11 protein-coding genes are annotated in these 17,211 nt (G+C 62.6%); 5 read left to right on the forward strand and 6 right to left on the reverse strand.

What is annotated here, in order from left to right; all coding sequences use genetic code 11:
* Nucleotides 1–107: 107 nt before the first annotated feature.
* The gene (locus tag F0P96_RS00605; protein ID WP_160620068.1) at nt 108–386 is read left to right on the forward strand and encodes a GNAT family N-acetyltransferase; all 279 of its coding nucleotides are present in this window, start codon (nt 108–110) and stop codon (nt 384–386) included.
* Here the strand turns inward: F0P96_RS00605 and F0P96_RS00610 are convergent.
* The 5 genes from F0P96_RS00610 to F0P96_RS00630 all read right to left on the reverse strand — a co-directional run bounded on the left by F0P96_RS00610 (nt 383) and on the right by F0P96_RS00630 (nt 8,838).
* A complete protein-coding gene (locus tag F0P96_RS00610) occupies nt 383–1,138 on the reverse strand; it encodes a hypothetical protein (protein ID WP_151076817.1) in 756 nt (251 codons plus the stop codon). The two genes, F0P96_RS00605 and F0P96_RS00610, sit on opposite strands and share 4 nt — an antisense overlap.
* Nucleotides 1,135–4,788, reverse strand: a complete 3,654-nt coding sequence (locus tag F0P96_RS00615) for an alpha-amylase family glycosyl hydrolase (RefSeq protein ID WP_151076818.1) — start codon at nt 4,786–4,788, stop codon at nt 1,135–1,137. Before F0P96_RS00615 ends, F0P96_RS00610 begins: the two co-directional genes overlap by 4 nt.
* Nucleotides 4,789–4,989: 201 nt before the next feature.
* On the reverse strand, nt 4,990–7,317 hold the full coding sequence (locus F0P96_RS00620; protein ID WP_151076819.1) for an endonuclease: 2,328 nt from the start codon (nt 7,315–7,317) through the stop codon (nt 4,990–4,992).
* A 159-nt stretch (nt 7,318–7,476) separates the two neighbouring features.
* Nucleotides 7,477–8,091 (reverse strand): hypothetical protein, encoded by a 615-nt coding sequence (locus F0P96_RS00625; RefSeq protein ID WP_151076820.1) that lies wholly within the window; start codon nt 8,089–8,091, stop codon nt 7,477–7,479.
* Nucleotides 8,092–8,328: 237 nt separating this feature from the next.
* Entirely contained in the window at nt 8,329–8,838 is a 510-nt protein-coding gene (locus F0P96_RS00630) for a fasciclin domain-containing protein (RefSeq protein WP_235917376.1), read from the reverse strand.
* A gap of 559 nt (nt 8,839–9,397) precedes the next feature.
* Here F0P96_RS00630 and F0P96_RS00635 point away from each other — a divergent pair.
* From F0P96_RS00635 to F0P96_RS00650, 4 genes are all read left to right on the forward strand, one after another.
* Nucleotides 9,398–11,056, forward strand: coding sequence for a glycoside hydrolase family 28 protein (locus tag F0P96_RS00635; RefSeq protein WP_151076822.1), 1,659 nt, complete (start codon nt 9,398–9,400; stop codon nt 11,054–11,056).
* A 112-nt stretch (nt 11,057–11,168) separates the two neighbouring features.
* On the forward strand, nt 11,169–13,004 hold the full coding sequence (locus F0P96_RS00640) for a glycoside hydrolase family 88/105 protein (RefSeq protein ID WP_151077602.1): 1,836 nt from the start codon (nt 11,169–11,171) through the stop codon (nt 13,002–13,004).
* 117 nt (nt 13,005–13,121) lie between these two features.
* Nucleotides 13,122–14,756 carry a glycoside hydrolase family 43 protein gene (locus F0P96_RS00645; RefSeq protein ID WP_151076823.1) on the forward strand — a complete coding sequence of 545 codons (1,635 nt, stop codon included), beginning with the start codon at nt 13,122–13,124 and terminating at the stop codon, nt 14,754–14,756.
* Between the two features lie 35 nt (nt 14,757–14,791).
* Nucleotides 14,792–15,901: a pectate lyase family protein gene (locus F0P96_RS00650; RefSeq protein WP_151076824.1), complete on the forward strand. Its 1,110-nt coding sequence runs from the start codon at nt 14,792–14,794 to the stop codon at nt 15,899–15,901.
* A 122-nt stretch (nt 15,902–16,023) separates the two neighbouring features.
* Here F0P96_RS00650 and F0P96_RS00655 read toward each other — a convergent pair whose 3' ends face one another.
* Complete coding sequence (locus F0P96_RS00655; RefSeq protein WP_160620066.1) at nt 16,024–17,013, reverse strand: T9SS type A sorting domain-containing protein; 990 nt, start codon at nt 17,011–17,013, stop codon at nt 16,024–16,026.
* Nucleotides 17,014–17,211: the final 198 nt, after the last annotated feature.

The following is a 17,211-nucleotide window of genomic DNA, read 5'->3' on the forward strand; positions in this document are numbered from 1 at the left end:
GAAGCATTTTTACGTAAGCCCCGCGAAAATGGCTACACATGGCAGGTTACGTCCCGTCCGGTCGTTGTGCCCGGCCCGTTATCTTGCCCCCTCACCTTTGCCCGATTATGGATTTCCGTATTGCCCACGAACCCGCCGAACAAACCTTTTCCGTAGTCGGCCAGGATGCTGAATTGAGCTACGCCCGGCCCGCCAACGGCGTCGTCGATTTCCAGCACACCTACGTCGACGAAAGCCTGCGCGGGCAGGGCGTAGGCGACCAACTCGCCAAACAAGCCCTCGAATGGGCCCGCCACGAGCAGCTGCGCGTGCGCACTTCGTGCCCATTTGTGCAAGCCTACGTGCAGCGCCACCGCGCCCAATACCAGGATTTGCTGGAGAGTTAGGCCCGCTCGTGTGGGGGTGGCACGAGCCGGGCATGCGCCAGCAAGGCCTGCGGCGTGTCGGCCACGTGCTGCACCACGTGGCGCACCGCCGCCCGCACTTCGGCCGGATTGAGCGTGCCCGGCCGCACCTGCTGCCGCACCGCGTGGTGTTGAAAGGTGAGCAAGTGCCCAAGCAATTGCCGCATCGAGCCCAAACGCGGGTATTGCAACACCAAACGCAGCGTCAGCAACGCTCCGGCCAGAATGCTCAGCCACATCGTGGCCGCTTCGCCCAGGTAGTCCTGCGCGGCAATTCCAACGAACCACAGGCACAAACTCAACTGCGGAAACCAGCGCGACCAGCCGGGCGCTTCGAGCGGCGCCGGTACCGGGGCACCAAGCGCCCGCTCTAGCCGGCGCACCCGGCGCAAGCCAGCCCACCACGACCGGTACATACCAAGGTCGGTACGGGGACGGACGGGGGCACCGGTGCGGTGCCAAGTGCCCACTTCGCGGCGCAGCACCTCGAACAGGGGCCGAAGCGTGGGCGCCGGTGTCCATTCGCCCGCCATTTTGTGCAGCACCAGCAGCTCCAGTTGGGCAAGCGTGATGCCCTCGAACAGGTCGCCGTCCTGAAACCTGACGCTAAAGGAGCGGTGCAGCAGCGTCAGAAGTTCCTGCACTTGCGGCTTGGCCAGGGTGACGTTCTGCGGCCGGAAAGCCCCCGCCCGCCGACGGGCACGCAGGGTGCGGATTGAGGGTGCATCGGTCACTGCTTCACTACTTTCAGCATGTAACGGTGCCCATTGCTTTCTACCGACAACAGGTACACACCGGCCCCGGCACGGCGAAGAACCGCGCTCAAGCGGGCATTGGCCTCCGCTACCGACGCGGTCGATGGCGAAACCAGCGTGTGGCCGTGGGCCGTGCGCAAAGCCACCGTCACGGCCGCGTCGGCGGGCCATCCGGTCAGCGTCACGTCGCCGGTGGTGGGGTTGGGGTAGAGCATCGGGGCTGCTTGCTCGCCCGTGGCCGACACAAACACGGCAGCGCTGCGCGTGGCCTGGCCGTTGGCGTCCACTTGGCGCAGGCGATAGTAGGCCGACTGCGCCGCGTCGGCGTCGGTGAATTGGTAGCTCTGCCGGACGGCGGTGGTGCCATGGCCCGCCACTTGCCCAATTGTGCGGTACGTACGCCCGTCGGCCGACTTTTCTACCTCAAAGCGGGCATTGTTTTCCTCCGTTGCCGTGCTCCACGTCAGCACCACGCGGCTGCTCACGCGCCGGGCGGTAAACTCGGTGAGGCTGACGGGCAGCGGGTTCACGGCGTTGCCGATGGCGAATTGGGAGAACGTGCTGATGGCCGTGGCTGTGAACGTAAATGGCCCGGTGCCACTAACCGGCCCGGTGTTCAGCCGTTGCCAGGTACTGGCGGCGTTGCCATCGTTGCGGTAGGTGGCCACCGTCATGCGGCGGAAACCAGCGTTTTCGTCGGGGGCATTCCACTGAAACGTCACGTCAGCCACGGGGCTGGTTGCCGCGGCGGGCGAGATTTCCCAAGTACGATTCACGAACTGGTGCTGCTGGGCGTAGGGCGCACCGCTGGCACCTCGCTCCAGCAGGCCGCTAAAGGTGCGCACCCGGAAATCGGCCGTGCTGCCCGTATTGCGGATGCTCAGCGGCGTGTAGCTGGCGCTGGTGCCCACCGGAAAGCCAATGGCCGTGCTGCTGACCGGAACGGTGCGCACCACGAAGCCGCTGCTGGCTGGCTGGTCTTTCGTAACGATGTAATGACCGGCATCGGCCCCAGCTACGGTGGCGGTGGCGGCTAGCGTCAGGTTTTGGTCGCCGAGGACGAGGTGGCCGTTGCTAAACGTGAGCGTACCCGTAACGGTGGTCGGCACAAGCAACGTCACGTCGGTGGGGTTGTTGATGGTAAGGTTGGCGAAGCTGCTGGCGGTGCCGCCGATGGTCTGGGTAGTGGTGCCGGCCATTTCCACCGTGCCCCCGCCCGCAATGGCGCCTTGGTTGACGAAGTTGCCGGTGAGGCGCAGCGTGCTGCCAGCCGCTACCGAAAGAGTAGCGCCGGGCTCAATAGTGAGGTTGCGGGCCAGTACCAAGCCGCCGAGCGTGGGGGCGAAGGTGCTGCCGGCTGGTATACGCACATCGACGCCAGCAGAAGGCAGCACGCCGCTTTCCCAGTTGCGGCAGTCGGCGCCGTCGGCCGAGTTGTTGTTGCCGGTCCAAATGGCCAGTGGGGTGGTAGCGGGCGTGGCGCGGGTGTCCACGGCGGCCGGGGCGGTGTACGTGGCCTTCACAAAGCAGCGCTGCCCGGCATAGGTAGCGGCGGTATTGCGCACTTTCAGCACCAGCCAGCCGGTGGTGCTGGGCGTGTAGGTGCCGATGACGGACGCGTCGCCGGCTGCCGAACTGAGCAGGTTGCCCTGCAAATCGTAGACGCCGATGGTAAGGCTGCGGCCGGTGTTGGGGGCTTCGGGATAGAGCTCGTAGGTGAGCGGCTGACCTGCCTGAGCATAGATTTTGCCCACCAAGCGGCGGTTGGTCGAGTTGTCGGGCAAACGGCCGCCCTGGCCCAGGCTCTGGCAGTTCAGGTCGCCCAGGTCGTCGGCCATTTCCCATTCCTGGGTGGTGGCCGTAAAGCGGGCGGGCACGAAGCCGTTGTTGTCTTGGCCCACCGGCGCCCACACCGAATAGCCGCGGCGGCCCTGCAGGGCGGTGCCGTTGCAGGGCGGCGTGTTCACGTTCACGTATTTCTTGCCGTCGTTGCCCAGGTACACGGTGTGCACGGCCGAGCCGTTGGCGCCGGAGTAATCTTTCAGCTGGGTGTTCACGGCAAAGTCGGTTTCCACGTCGTTGCTCTGCCAAGTGTTCCAGTTGTCGTTGATGCCAATGAGGGCCTTGGTGCTGCGCTCAATCACGAGGTGGTCGGCCGAAGAATAAGGCACCTTGTAGGCACCGTCTTTGAAGTGCAGGTTTTGGTGGCACCAGAGCAGGTTCACCAGGTCGTCGCGCACGGGCAGGTCGGTGGTGCTGGTGGGCAAGTGGCTCCAGCGTTTGCCGGTGCCGCCCACGTTAAACAGGTCCTCGAAAAACACCTGCGGGTTGCCATCTACGGCAAAAGCCACGGCGTAAGCGGCCGAGAGGCGCGGCTCAAACGGGTCGATGTGCCCGAAGCCGGGCAGCTCCGAGCCGGTGTTCCAGCCGATGTAGTTGCCGGTAGCGTCTACCTGCGGCCGAAACGTGTCGTGGTTGTTCACGAAGGGTACGGTGCGGTGCACGTAGGTATTGGAGCCGGCGTAGTAGGCCACGCGCTGATTTTGCTGAGCACCCACGATGTCGCCCAGGTAGTAGCTGCCGCTCTGGTTCTGCGTCACCATGCCCTGAATGGCCTTGCGCAGCCCAAAATCAAAGGTGCCCATCAGGAAATCGGCTCCGTTGTTCTGGGTTTTCACCCCGTTCACGTAGTCGTCGAGCGTGCTGCCTTCGCCCACGTATTCGCCCACGTTGAACATGGTTTCGCCCGCCGAGGCCCAGCCGGCGTTGTACTTCAGGTTGTAGCTGATGTCCTGCTGCGCGGCGTAGGAAAAGTGTTTTACCGCGTCCCAGCGGAAGCCGTCGACGCCGGTTTGCTTTTTCAGCCACACGGCCCAGCTACGAGCCTGGTTGCGGGTGTAGCCCGCACTTTGGGCGGGGTTGTAGGTAGCGTTGGAGCTGGGGCCGTAGCCGTCGCCGCCGCCGTCGTCGCCGTAGCAGAAATCGGGGCCGAAGTATGGCGCGGCCATTTCGCCGGAGGTGGTGTTGTGCCCCAGGTGCGGGTGAAAGTTGGGATAGTTCTTCACCCAGCGGCCTTGGCGGTTGAGGTATTCGGGGCCGTTTTCGCTGGTTTCGGGCACGGGCGTGCCAAAGCAGCTGTAGCGGAAGTTCTTGTAGCCGCCGTTACTCTGCACCGAGTACGAATCGGGGTCGTAGCCGCCGTTGCCGTCCCGGTCGCCGGCGCCGTCGATATGGTTCAACACCACGTCCTGCACCACCTCAATGCCGTTGGCGTGCAGCACGGCCACCATGCGCAGAAACTCGTCTTTGGTGCCGAAGCGCGTGCCGGTGCCTTTCTTCTGAAACTTGTCGCCGAGGTCGTAGTGGTCGAAGGGCGAATAACCCACGTCGTTGGTAGCGTCCTTGTTTTTGGGCGTGGGCGGAATCCAGACCGCGTCGATGCCCATGCTTTTCAGGCGCGGGGCCAGCTCCGTAAGGTAGGCGGCCCACTGAAAGCGGTAATTGTCGTTGTAGTAGTCCCACCAGAAACCCTGCAGCACCACTTTCTTAACGGTGGTTTGCGCTGCGGCCGGCCACAGCGGCAGCAACAGCCACAGCGCCAGCAAACGGAATGAGTAACGGTTTATCATACGCAGAAAATGGGCAGGTGCAGCCAAGCAACGGAGCAGGGTCGTTGACAACCACAAAGTTAAGCGGAGGTTCGGCGATTTGCCGACTGCCAGCACGCCAGAGGCCGTATCCGACCTCCTATTGGGTCTTTACCAAACGCAAACCGGCCCCGCTGCAGCGCAACGGAGCCGGTAAGTAGCAGATAGTCTGCCAGATGGGAATTATGGTTGCACCACCACGCGGCTGATGTAGCGGGTGTTGCCGGCTTCCACCAGCACTTGGTACAGACCAGCGGCCAAGCCGCGCAGATCCAGCGAAACCACGTCGGTAGCGCCCAGCGTTTGGGTGTGCTGACGTACCGGACGACCCAAGCCGTCGAGCAGCTGAATGCGGGCCGACTCGCGGCTGGTCAGGCCGGTCACCTGCACCAGCACGTGGCCGGTAGCGGGGTTCGGGTACACTTGCAGGCCGGTGGCTACCGGGCGGGCCGGGTTCGTGCTGGTCACGATGCACGAGCTGTTGGTGTGCTGACCGATGCCGGTAAACACGTCACCGCCCTGGGGCAGCCATTCGGCGGCCGTGGCAGCATCCCAGTGGGTGCGGCCGAGGCTCACAGTGGGGCGACGAATCAGCGTGTTGTTCAGCGTCGAGCCGCCGGGAACCGTCCAGCCCGTCGTAGCGCCGGGGTCCTGGCCGATTACGCCGATAACGTCTACCGTGTCGGTGCCGTCGAACAGGGCCACCGCGTCGTTGCCGTTGAAGAAGGTCACCTGCGAACCGGTGTTGTCGGCCTGAGCCAGTACCGCCGGTACCGAGCCGGCGTTGGCTACCACGTACACGTCGCGCGGGGCCACGGTGCCGGTCAGGGCCAGCGTCGAGTTCGGCGTGGTGGCACCGTTGGCAAACAGGTCGATGCGGTAGCCGGTCAGGTTAATCGGCTGGTTCGAGGGGTTGTAGAGCTCGAGCACTTTGGTGTTGCCCGTCACCGATTCGGCGTATTCCGAGAAAAACAGGCGGGTGCAGGGCACACCGGCCGCGTTCTGGTCGTCGTTGGTGATGGTGAACATGTGCACTTGCGGGGAGCCCAGCACCGCGCCGCCGCCGCTGGGCTGGCCCAGGCGCAGCTGCACGGTTTCGTTGGGCTCGATGTTGGTGTCGCCGTTTACGGTAATGGTTACCGTAGCATTCTGGCGGCTCTGGCCAGCCTGGAAGCTGAGCGACGTGGTGCCCAGGGTGTAGTCAGCAGCATCGGCCGTAGAGCCGGCGGCTACCACCGTTACGGGTACCGTGAGGTTGGCCGACGGAGCCGAACCGCTCAGGGCCACGTTGATGGTGTAGGTGCTCGTGCCGGTGTCGCCTTCGTTCAACGAGCCCGTGCCGCTGACGAAGTTGATGGTGGGGGCCGGACCGTCGTCGTTGGTGATAAACAGGTCGTGCGTGGCGGGCGAGCCGAGCACCAAGCTACCAGCGGCGTTGCGAATCAGCAGGCGCACGGTTTCGTCGGCTTCGGGCTGGGTGTCACCCGTTACGGCTACGGTCACCGTCTGGGTGGCCTGGCCAGCGGCGAAGGTCACGGTTTGGGTGGCGAAGGTGAAATCGGTGCCAGGGGTGGCGGTGGAGTTGTTGGCATCGACGGCAACTTCCACGGTGCCCGGAGCGGTCGGCGTCGGGCTCACGCTCAGCGTGAAAGTGTAGTTGGTCGTGCCGGTGTTGCCCTCGGCAATGGTGCCGGAGTTGGCCGCAAAAGCCACCGTGGGGCCAGCCGGTGCAAAGCCCCAGGCGCGGGCTACCAACGACGGATCGGCAATGTAGGGGTTGAAGTTGCCTTGGGCCTTGGCCACGCGGCGGTTACGCTCCCGCTCGTGGGCGTCCACCGGGTCGGCCAGGTGCCACTGGTAGAGCGTGTTCAGGTCGGCCAGGGCCGTTATGACATCCTTGCCGGGGTCGAAGCTCTGGCCCGCGTGCATGGTGTAGAAGTAGAACGCCGAGCGGGCCAGGTTGCCTTTGTGGTCTTCGCGGGGCTCAAACATGCTGGGCGTATCCTCGCTCCACTCGGGCAGGTTGGTCGTCGGAATGGTGCTCTGGCTCACGGTGCCGCGCATCCAGATCTGGGTCTGGCTGTCGGCAATTTCGCCGAACGGGTCACTGCCGCGGTTGGAGTTCCAGGTGTCGTAGGTAGGGTAGAGGTGGTGAATGTCGGAGCGCATCCGGCTCACTTCGTTAAACCACGACTGCGGAATGCTATGCTCGCAGTTGATGCGGCCCACGTTGGCGGTGCTGGTCGAAACCGAGTCGATGGTTTTGGGCACCGAGTAGCCCGAATACACGCACACCAGCTGGCCGTTGAACACGTCCACGTAGTTGTACATCTTGCCGCGGGCACGGTCGTAACCCAGGTCCACGCGCTTGCCGTCGTACCAGTTTTGGCGCAGCCAGTCGCGCAGCGCCACGCCCTGCAAGCCCGCCGGCGGCGAGGGTGGCAGCGTTTGAGCCGTAGCGGCGGTCAGCCCGAGAAAGGCGACCAGCAATGCGGCGAAGAAGTGTTTCATAGGGTGTAGCAAGTAGGGTGGGAAAATGCGGCCTTAAAGGTCCAAAAAATCATTGGTTTGGACAGCGAATGGGGGTAAAAAAAGCGCGGCGCCCCGCAGCAAGTTGTGCTACGGGGCGCCGCCAAGGGTGTGAGCATCAGAAAGGATGCGTCGACAGCCTTACATCTTGGTTTCCGACTTGGTCTTCATTTTCTTCTCGCCTTTGCCGGCTTTCATGCGCCGGCCTACGCGCATGTCGTCGGCGGGAGCAGGCGTGGTGGTCATCGTGCCGGGCGAAGAACTGGGCGTGGTGCTCATGGTGCCCGACGAGTTCATATCGGTAGTGCCCGCGGCCGGCGTGGTGGTAGTCGTACCGGTACCCATCGTGCCCGTCGAGTTCATGTCGGTGGTAGTGCCCGAGCCACTCATGGTGCCGGTGGTGCCGGCCGGGGTGGTCGTGGTGCCGCTGGTGGTGCCGTTGTCCATGGTGCCCGACATCGTGCCCGAGCCGCTCATCGAGCCGCTGGTTGTGCCGCCACTCATGGAGCCCGCGGGTTGCGTGCTCATTTCACCGACGGGCATCGTTTTGGCTTTCATTTTGTCGCCATCCATCGATTTGCCCTTCACTTTCACGTTGCCGTTATCGTCGTTTTTCACCTTGGTCATGCCGCTGGCATCCTGGGTCTTGGTCTTGGTGCCGTCGGATGAGGTTTTGGTTGTTTGCGCTTCGGCCACGGAAGCAGCGCAACAAAACGCGAGGGCCAGAGTCAGGGAAGAAAGCAGGTTCTTAGTCATGGTTGTTGAGGTTAAGGAAGAGGGGTGAGTGGCAAAGTGCCGCCCCTTATACGCGCCCGTTCAGGTGGAAGATGCTTTGGCACTGATTTCTATGCCAAGCCCCGGCCTCACTTCGCCCGTATATCCTCCTGCCTCACCCGCAACGGCGGGCCCCAAGGCTCAGCGGGCCGGAAATGCACAGGCCGTTCCATCCCGAAGGATAGAACGGCCCGGACGTCGTGAAAAAACCGGTGCGGCTTACTGGGCCGGCATCAGCACGGTGTCGACCACGTGGGTCACGCCGTTGCTGGAAATAACGTTGGGAATGGTGACGGTGCTCATGCCGCCTTTGGCATCGCGTAGCATTACGCTGTTGCCTTTTTTCATCACCGTGAGTGTTTCGCCTTCTACCGTAGTCAGCGTCTGGCCATCCTTGAGCTGCATGGCGGTGAGGCGGCCGGGCACTACGTGGTAGGTCAGGATTTTGGTGAGCGTGGCCTTGTTTTCGGGTTTCACCAGCGTCTCCACGGTGCCGGCGGGCAGTTTGCCGAAAGCCGCGTTGGTGGGCGCAAACACCGTGAACGGACCGGGGCCTTGCAGCGTGGACACGAGGTCGGCGGCTTTCACGGCCGCTACCAGCGTGGTGTGGTCCGAAGAGCCAAGGGCGTTGGCCACGATATCCTTGTCGGGTGTCATCATGGCCCCGCCCACCATCACGCCGGCCGAGGCGCCCATGCTGCCGTTGCTCATGCCGGCGCCGCTTTTCATGGGGCGGTCCTTGCCCTTCATCTTGGTGGTGCCGTCGTCCTTGGTTTTCATCTTGCTCTGGGCCGAAGCGACCGGCGCCAGGCCAACGGTGAGCAGTACGGCAAGGGCAGCGGCGGTGCAAATGTGCTTGAACATGGGAAATGAGGTTTGGTGTGGATGAACTGACTTTTAACCCTACGGCACGCGTTTGGTTATTGGATTTGCCGCTTCATCTTTTGCCCTTGCCGCTGGGCCACATTGAGAAAAGCAGAAAGTTTGCTTTCTGCCGATAGTACAAATAGCAGCCCCTACGGAAGAAAATCAGTAGGCCCCCTTCGAGCTGATTTACGTGAAAATCCAAGGCTTTTGCGACGCTGTGACGAGGGTTGGCAACGTTCCCGATAACGTTTGCGCAAAAAATAATATCCTATTGGCGGGAATTGCCGGCTTTCCCCCAAACTTAACAAGGAGAAAAGTCCACTGTGGACAGCGGAGCTTCTTGGGAATGCGCAAATCAGCGGCATTGCCGGAACCGCAGGTCGCCACGCCGGCAGCCGTTTCTGTTTGCCAGTTTCCCTCTATGAAAACATCGTTTCCGATTGCCGCCCTCGCGCTGAGCAGCCTGCTGGCTACCAGCGCCGCCACGGCCCAGACAGCAGCCAGCCTGCCCGTCGTCAAAACCACCAGCTTCCGCGCCGACACGGTTTCCATCGTCAAGCACGGGGCCGTGGCCGACGGCCTGACGCTCAATACCCAAGCCATCCAGAAAGCCATCGACGCCTGCAGCCAGCAGGGCGGGGGCGTGGTACTGGTGCCGCGCGGCCATTGGCGCACCGCCGGCATCGAAATGCGCTCCAACGTGAATCTGCACCTGGCCCAGGGTGCCTTGGTGCAGTTCACCGACGACCACAACGCCTACCACCTCATCAAAACCAACTGGGAGGGTGTGGACGCCGTGCGCAACCAAGCCTTGATCTACGGCGACAACCTCGAAAACGTCGCCATTACCGGCAAGGGCATCTTCGACGGGGCCGGCAACACCTGGCGCCCGGTGAAGAAGAACAAGCTCACCGAAACCCAGTGGAAGCGCCAGCAGGAAAGCGGCGTGCTCAACGAAAAGAAAGACACTTGGTACCCCTCGGCCTCGGCCCTGAAAGGCACCACGATTCCCGAGGCCTTCTACCTCAAGCCCGGCAAAGAGGTGAAGGACTACGAGGACATCAAGGATTTCCTGCGGCCCGACATGCTGGTGCTGGCCCGCTCCAAGCGCATTCTGCTCGAGGGCGTGACCTTCCAGAACTCCCCGGCCTGGACCATTCACCCGCTCATGTCGGAAGACATTATCGTGCGGAACGTGAAGGCCCTGAACCCCGAGTACGGCCAGAACACCGATGCGCTGGACCTGGAATCGTGCCGTAACGGCATCGTGGAAGGCTGCACGTTTGACGTGGGCGACGACGCCATCTGCATCAAATCGGGCCGCGACGAGCAGGGCCGCAAGCGCGGCTTGCCCACCGAAAACTTCATCATCCGCAACACCACCGTGTACCACGCGCACGGCGGCTTCGTCATCGGGAGCGAAATGTCGGGCGGGGCGCGCAACATCTACGTGTCGAACGTCAACTTCATCGGCACCGACGTGGGCCTGCGCTTCAAAACCACGCGCGGCCGCGGCGGCGTGGTCGAGAACATCTTCATCGAGAACGTCGACATGAAAGACATTCCCGGCCAGGCCATCATTTTCGACATGTACTACATGGCCAAAGACCCCGTGCCGCTGGCCGGCGAGTCGACGGCGCCGCCCGTCATCGAAGCCAAGCCGCTGGACGAAGGCACGCCGCAGTTTCGCAAGATTCAGATCCGCAACGTGACCTGCAACGGCGCCGAAACCGCCATTATGGTGCGCGGCCTGCCGGAAATGCCCATCAAGGACATCAGCATCGAAAACGCGGTGTTGCAGAGCAAAAAAGGGCTCGTGTGCATCGAAGCCAGCGGCATCAAGCTGAAGAACGTGACCCTGCTCTCGACGCAAACCCTGCCCGTGATGGAAGTGCAGAACAGCCAGAACATCACCCTCGACGGCATTCGCTACACGCCCGGTGCCGAGCTGCTGATGCGCGTGACCGGTGACCGGTCTAAGGACGTGAAGCTGGCCAACACCGACACCAAGCAAGCCAAGAAAAGCATTGAGTTCGGCGACAAAGTGTCGAAGAAAACCGTAACCGTTTCGCAGCGCTAAGCCCGTGAAGAAAACCGCCAACCTCTCGCTCGGCCTGCTGCTGAGCTGCACGCTGCTGACGCCCGCCGCCCAGGCCCAAACGGCCCCCGCCGCCAAGCCCGTGTCGCAGCGCATGGCCGACGCCTTCATCAGCTGGCACCCCGATTCCATCCTCATCGGCAACCGCAAAACCGCCCGCTGGGACTACGAGCAGGGCCTGATGCTGAAGGCCCTGGAGCGGGTATGGCAGCGCACCGGCGACCCGAAATACTTCACCTACATTCAGAAGGACCTCGACCAGTTTGTGCGCGAAGACGGTTCGATTCGCACCTACAAGCTGGAAGACTACAACCTCGACAACCTGACCACCGGCCACGCGCTGCTCACGCTGGCGCAAACCTCGGTGCCGAAGCAGGAGAAATACGTGAAGGCCGCCCAGTACCTGCGCAAGCAGCTCGACGGGCAGCCGCGCACCAAGGAAGGCGGCTTCTGGCACAAGAAGGTGTACCCGAACCAGATGTGGCTCGACGGCCTCTACATGGCCGAGCCCTTCTACGCCGAGTACAGCCAGGCCTTCAACCAGCCCGCCAGTTTCGACGACGTGGCCAAGCAGTTTGCCCTGATCGAAAAGCACCTCGTCGACCCGAAGACGGGCCTGATGTACCACGGCTACGACGAGAGCAAAGAGCAGAAGTGGGCCAACAAAACCACCGGCCAGTCGCCCAATTTCTGGGACCGGGGCATGGGCTGGTACGCCATGGCCCTGGTCGACGTGCTCGACTACTTCCCGCAAAACCACCCGCAGCGCCAGCAGCTGGTGAAAGACGTGCAGCGCCTCGCGCCGGTGCTGGCCAAGTACCAGGATGCCAAAACCGGCACGTGGTCGTTGGTGGTCGACCAAGCCGGGCGCAAGGGCAACTACGCCGAAGCCTCCGGCAGCAGCATGTTTGTGTACATGCTGGCCAAAGGCGTGCGCCTCGGCTACCTCGACAAGAAGTTCGGCGCCGTAGCCCAAAAAGGCTACGACGGCCTGCTGAAGCAGTTTGTAGCCACCGAAGCTGACGGCGGCCTGGCCTTCAACGGCACGGTAAGCGTGGGCGGCCTCGGCGGCAACCCCTACCGCGACGGTAGCTTCGAGTATTACATCAGCGAGCCGCTGCGCAAAAACGACCTGAAAGGCGTCGGTCCGTTTATTCTGGCCAGCCTCGAAATGGAGCAGGCCAACGGCCCGCGCCCGGGCCAGGGCAAAACCGTGGGCCTCGACTACTACTTCAACAACGAGTACCGCAAGAGCGCCCTCACCGGCGCGCAGGAACGCTTCCACTACACCTGGGAGGACCGCATGCACTCGGGCTTCAACTTGTGGGGCAACCAGTTCCGCAGCCTCGGGGCCAGCACGGTGGCCATTCCCACGGCGCCCACGGCCGCGTCGCTGAAGAACGTGAACGTGTACATCATCGTCGACCCCGACACGAAGAAGGAAACGACCAAGCCCAACTTCGTGCAGGCCGCCGACGTGAAAGCCGTTACCGAATGGGTGAAGGCCGGCGGCGTACTGATGCTCATGGCCAACGACACGGCCAACTGCGACATCAAGCACTTCAACCAGCTGGCCCAGGCCTTCGGCATCCGCTTCACCGACACCAGCCTGAACATGGTGAAAGGCAGTCAGTTTGAGGAGGGTAAGGTGGATTTGACAGGCGGCAACAACGTCTTCAAAACCGCCAAAACGGCCTACATCAAAGAGCTGTCGACGCTGGCGCTGACCGGCCCGGCCAAGCCGCTGGTAAAGCAGGGCGACCAAATCATCATTGCCACCGCCACCCTCGGCAAAGGCACGGTGTTGGCCGTGGGCGACCCGTGGCTCTACAACGAATACACCGACGGCCGCAAGATTCCGGCCGAGTTCGAAAACTTCAAGGCCGGCAACGATCTGGCCACCTGGCTGCTGCAGCAAGCCGGCAACTAAACAGCAGCGCCCGCCGGGCGGCCCGAAACTGTGGTGAGTGAAGTGCATGCTGCCGGATGAAACGGTAACGCGGGTACTGCTCGGGCCAAACGGCGGCGCTGCTATGTTCTTTCTGGCATGTTCCGACAACTTTTGTGCGCGCTGCTGACCGCGCTGCCGCTGCTGGGGGCCGCGCAACCCACAGGCGCCCTTTCGAAAGTATGGGTGCCCGACCTGGGCAATGGCACCTATAAAAACCCGGTCCTCTACGCCGACTATTCCGACCCCGACGTGGTGCGCGTCGGGGCCGATTATTACCTGACCTCGTCTAGCTTCAACGCCGTGCCGGGTCTGCAGATTCTGCATTCCCGCGACCTGGTCAACTGGAGCATCATCGGCGCGGTGTTCAGCAAACAGCCGCCGCTGGTGCGCTACGCCGAGCCCCAGCACGGCAACGGTGTGTGGGCCCCCGCCATTCGCTACCACAACAAGGAATTCTACATCTACTACCCCGACCCCGACCTCGGCATCTTCGTGACCAAAGCGAAGAACCCCGCCGGGCCATGGTCGGCGCCGGTGTGCGTGAAGGAAGCCAAAGGGTGGATTGACCCCTGCCCGCTCTGGGACGAAGACGGCCGCGCCTACCTCGTGCACGGCTTTGCGGGCTCCCGCGCCGGTATCAAAACCATTCTGGCCATCAGCCCCATGAGCCCCGACGGCCTGCGCCTTACCGGCGACGACGCACTGGTGTTCGATGGCCACGCCAAGCACCCCACGCTGGAAGGCCCGAAGTTTTACAAGCGCAACGGCTACTACTACATTTTCGCGCCGGCCGGCGGCGTGCCCACGGGCTGGCAGTTGGTGCTGCGCTCCAAAAACGTGTATGGGCCCTACGAAGACCGCATCGTGATGGACCAGGGCAAAACCGCCGTCAACGGCCCGCATCAGGGCGCTTGGGTCGATACGCCCGACGGCAAGGAGCACTGGTTTCTGCATTTCCAGGACCAGGGCCCTTACGGCCGCGTAGTGCACCTGCAGCCGATGGGCTGGAAAAACGACTGGCCCGTTATTGGCGCCGACCCCGACGGCGACGGCAAGGGCGAACCGGTGGCAACTTACCGCAAGCCAGCCGTGAAGGGAAAAGCCCAGCCGCTGACCACGCCACCCACTTCCGATGAATTCAGCAGCACCCAGCTGGGCCTACAATGGCAGTGGCATGCCAATCCGCAGGATTACTGGGCTTTTCTGAACGGACCGCAGGGCTATTTGCGGCTGTATTCGGTGCCGTTGCCCGAAGGCTTCAAAAACTACTGGCAGGTACCCAATTTGCTGCTGCAGAAGCTGCCCGCCGACGTATTCACGGCCACCACGAAGCTCGCCTTCACGCCCCGACTGGAAGGCGAAAAGCTGGGCCTGATCGTGATGGGCCTCGATTACGCCTATTTGTCCGTAGCCAACCAGGGCGGCAAGCTGCTGCTCAGCCAGGCCGTGTGCCTGAATGCCGACAAGCTGAGCCCCGAAACCACCACGGCACCCGTGGAAGTGCCCGCCGCCCAAGCCGGTCAGCCGCTGTATTTGCGCGTGGCGGTGCGGGCCGGGGCCAAGTGCCAGTTCAGCTACAGCTTCGACGGCCAAGCGTTTCAGCCGCTGGGGGCCGAGTTTCAAGCCCGCGAAGGCAAATGGATTGGCGCGAAAGTTGGCTTGTTCTGCAGCCGCGCCGCCAAGTTCAACGACGCCGGTGCGGCCGACATCGACTGGTTCCGCATCGAATAAGGCGCCGGACTGTTTTTCTCCACACGTTTTTGAGTATGTCTATACCTGCCCGTGCTGCCGCCCGCAGCTCCACTGCTGCCTTGTCGTTGGTGGCTGGCTGCGCCCTGATTACCAGCTTTTCCTGCGTCAGCGAACAGAAAAGCACCGTGCCCCAAATGCCCAGTGTTGCGGCTACCGCGACGCCCGTTGCTACTGCCGGGGTCGTGGGGTTTGCCAGCGTGGGTAGCAGTACCACCGGCGGCGCGGCGGGCCGCACCGTTACGGCCACCACCCTGGCCGAACTGACCACCTATGCCACCAGCGCCGAGCCGCTCGTCATTCGCATCGGCGGCACCATTTCGGGCGGGAGCGAAGGCGCTTCCATTCGCGTGAAGTCAAACAAAACCTTATTGGGTGTAGGCGCTACGGGCTTTCTGGAAGGCGTGGGGCTGAATCTGGTGGATGCGCAGAATGTCATCGTGCAGAACCTGAAGTTCACGATGTCGACGGTAACGAAGACCTACATTAACAGCGAGAAACGGGCGCAGGTGGCCACCAACGACGGCGACTGCGTGACCATCCAGGGCAACAGCCAAAACATCTGGGTCGACCACTGCGAGTTTTTCAACCTCGACCCCGCCACCCAACCCAACCAGGACCTCTACGACGGCTTGGTGGACGCCAAGGACAACAGCGCCAACATCACCATCTCGTGGAGCTACTTCCACGACCACCACAAGTGCCACCTCGTTGGCTCGTCCGACAAAGAGGCGCAGAACCACGACCGGCGCATCACCTTTCACCACAACTACTACCGCAACATCAAGGAGCGCGTGCCCAGCTTCCGTTTCGGCACCGGCCACGTGTTCAACAACTACTACCAGCACGTGCGCGGCTCGGGCGTGAATGCGCGCATGGGTGCCTGCCTGCGCGTCGAGCAGAATTACTTCGAAGACGTGCGCGACCCGGTGGTAACCAAAAACAGTCCCGCATCGGGTTTCTGGGACGTCCTTGACAACGTGTATCAAAACTGCTCAGGCAGCCAGCCCACCACCGCCAGCTGCCCCACGCCGCTGCAGCTGCCCTACGACTACAAGTCTGCCCTCACGCCCGCTGCCGACGTGAAAACCGTGGTGATGCAGGGCGCCGGCGTGGGCAAGCTGTAAGCTAGCAGCAGCAGTGCCGCCGAAAAGCGGAGCGGCAAACGCCACTCACCCGCCTGAAAAACTAAAAGGGCCGCTGGAATTACCAGCGGCCCTCTTTATGTGAGCTGACTTGTTAGGAACGGTTATTCTTTCACGATTTTCGACACGCTGCGCTGACGGTCGTTGGTGTATTCCACCAGGTAGATGCCGTTGGTGAGCGAACCGATGTTCAGGTTGGTACGCTCGGCGTTGGGCAGCGCTACAAACGAAGCCACTTTGCGGCCGTCGGCGGCGTACACGGCAATGGTGGCCGCAGCCTTGCTCACCGGGTGCGACACCACTACGTTGTTTTGCGTGGGGTTCGGGTAGATGCCCAGGGCCACTTTGTCAAGCGGCTTGGTGGCCGAAACCACGGCCTGACGGCTCTTCACGATGACGTTCTTGAGTAGGGCGAAACGGGCCGCCGCGCCGCTGCTGCTGCAGCTGAAGTACACCCGAATGGTGAGGGTTTGGCCGGCATTGAGCGTGACGCCCGTAGCACCGTTCAGAGCCAGACGGTAGGTGTTCGTGTTAGGAGCGCCCGTCGAAACCTGAGCCAGAGCTACCGGACCAGCAAAACCACCCGTTACCACGCCGCTGAAAACGCCGTTGGGGCCTTTGCCACCGGTTACGTCGGTCGAGTCAGCCGTGAAGCTGGAGCGCGAGTACACCACACCCATGTTGGTGCCGCTAGCCGTGCCCAGGAAACCAGCCGTCAGAATAACGGAGTCGGCACGTACCGTAGAACCGGCCGCGGCCGTCACGGTGAATTGCTCGTAGAACGTGCGCTTGAGCGAGCTGCCGGTGCCGGGAGGCGTGGCGTTGGAACTCCAGCCGGTGCCCACGGCTTGCGGGGCAATGGCTTGGCCCACGAGGTTGGAGTAGGCCGGTACCGTAGCGGTAGCCGAACCATCGGACACCACAAATTTGCGCAGGGTAGGCGCGCTGGCCGTAACACCCGAGCGCACAGCGGCGCTGTCTTGGTTGTTACGCGTCATGGGCCACTGCTGAAACACTTGGGTTTGGGCTTGTGCCGCCAGACCCAGGCTCGACAACAGGGCCACTGCAACGGCCGAGAGTACGTGTTTTTTCATAACGACAGAAAAGAAGAGTGGGGTAGGAGGTGGAATCAGAAAAACACTGACACCCATCGAACAGGACGGGCGAATGGTTGTACAATTTTCACGGCTTAGCGCGCAAAACGAAGGAGCCGCACGGGTTTATTTCCGCAAACGTTATCGGGAACGTTGCCAGTCGGTGCTCGGCGCGGGCGCAAAGCGCTGAAATAGTTT

The sequence above is a fragment of the Hymenobacter busanensis genome, assembly GCF_008727865.1.
Lineage (GTDB): Bacteria > Bacteroidota > Bacteroidia > Cytophagales > Hymenobacteraceae > Solirubrum > Solirubrum busanense.

Excerpts from the sequence above, each read along its gene's own strand:
- F0P96_RS00655 (WP_160620066.1), bottom strand. The coding sequence starts at position 17,013 with ATGAAAAAACACGTACTCTCGGCCGTTGCAGTGGCCCTGTTGTCGAGC.
- F0P96_RS00625 (WP_151076820.1), bottom strand. The coding sequence starts at position 8,091 with ATGACTAAGAACCTGCTTTCTTCCCTGACTCTGGCCCTCGCGTTTTGT.
- F0P96_RS00605 (WP_160620068.1), top strand. The coding sequence starts at position 108 with ATGGATTTCCGTATTGCCCACGAACCCGCCGAACAAACCTTTTCCGTA.
- F0P96_RS00635 (WP_151076822.1), top strand. The coding sequence starts at position 9,398 with ATGAAAACATCGTTTCCGATTGCCGCCCTCGCGCTGAGCAGCCTGCTG.
- F0P96_RS00640 (WP_151077602.1), top strand. The coding sequence starts at position 11,169 with ATGGCCGACGCCTTCATCAGCTGGCACCCCGATTCCATCCTCATCGGC.
- F0P96_RS00620 (WP_151076819.1), bottom strand. The coding sequence starts at position 7,317 with ATGAAACACTTCTTCGCCGCATTGCTGGTCGCCTTTCTCGGGCTGACC.
- F0P96_RS00645 (WP_151076823.1), top strand. The coding sequence starts at position 13,122 with ATGTTCCGACAACTTTTGTGCGCGCTGCTGACCGCGCTGCCGCTGCTG.
- F0P96_RS00615 (WP_151076818.1), bottom strand. The coding sequence starts at position 4,788 with ATGATAAACCGTTACTCATTCCGTTTGCTGGCGCTGTGGCTGTTGCTG.
- F0P96_RS00650 (WP_151076824.1), top strand. The coding sequence starts at position 14,792 with ATGTCTATACCTGCCCGTGCTGCCGCCCGCAGCTCCACTGCTGCCTTG.
- F0P96_RS00630 (WP_235917376.1), bottom strand. The coding sequence starts at position 8,838 with ATGAAAAGCGGCGCCGGCATGAGCAACGGCAGCATGGGCGCCTCGGCC.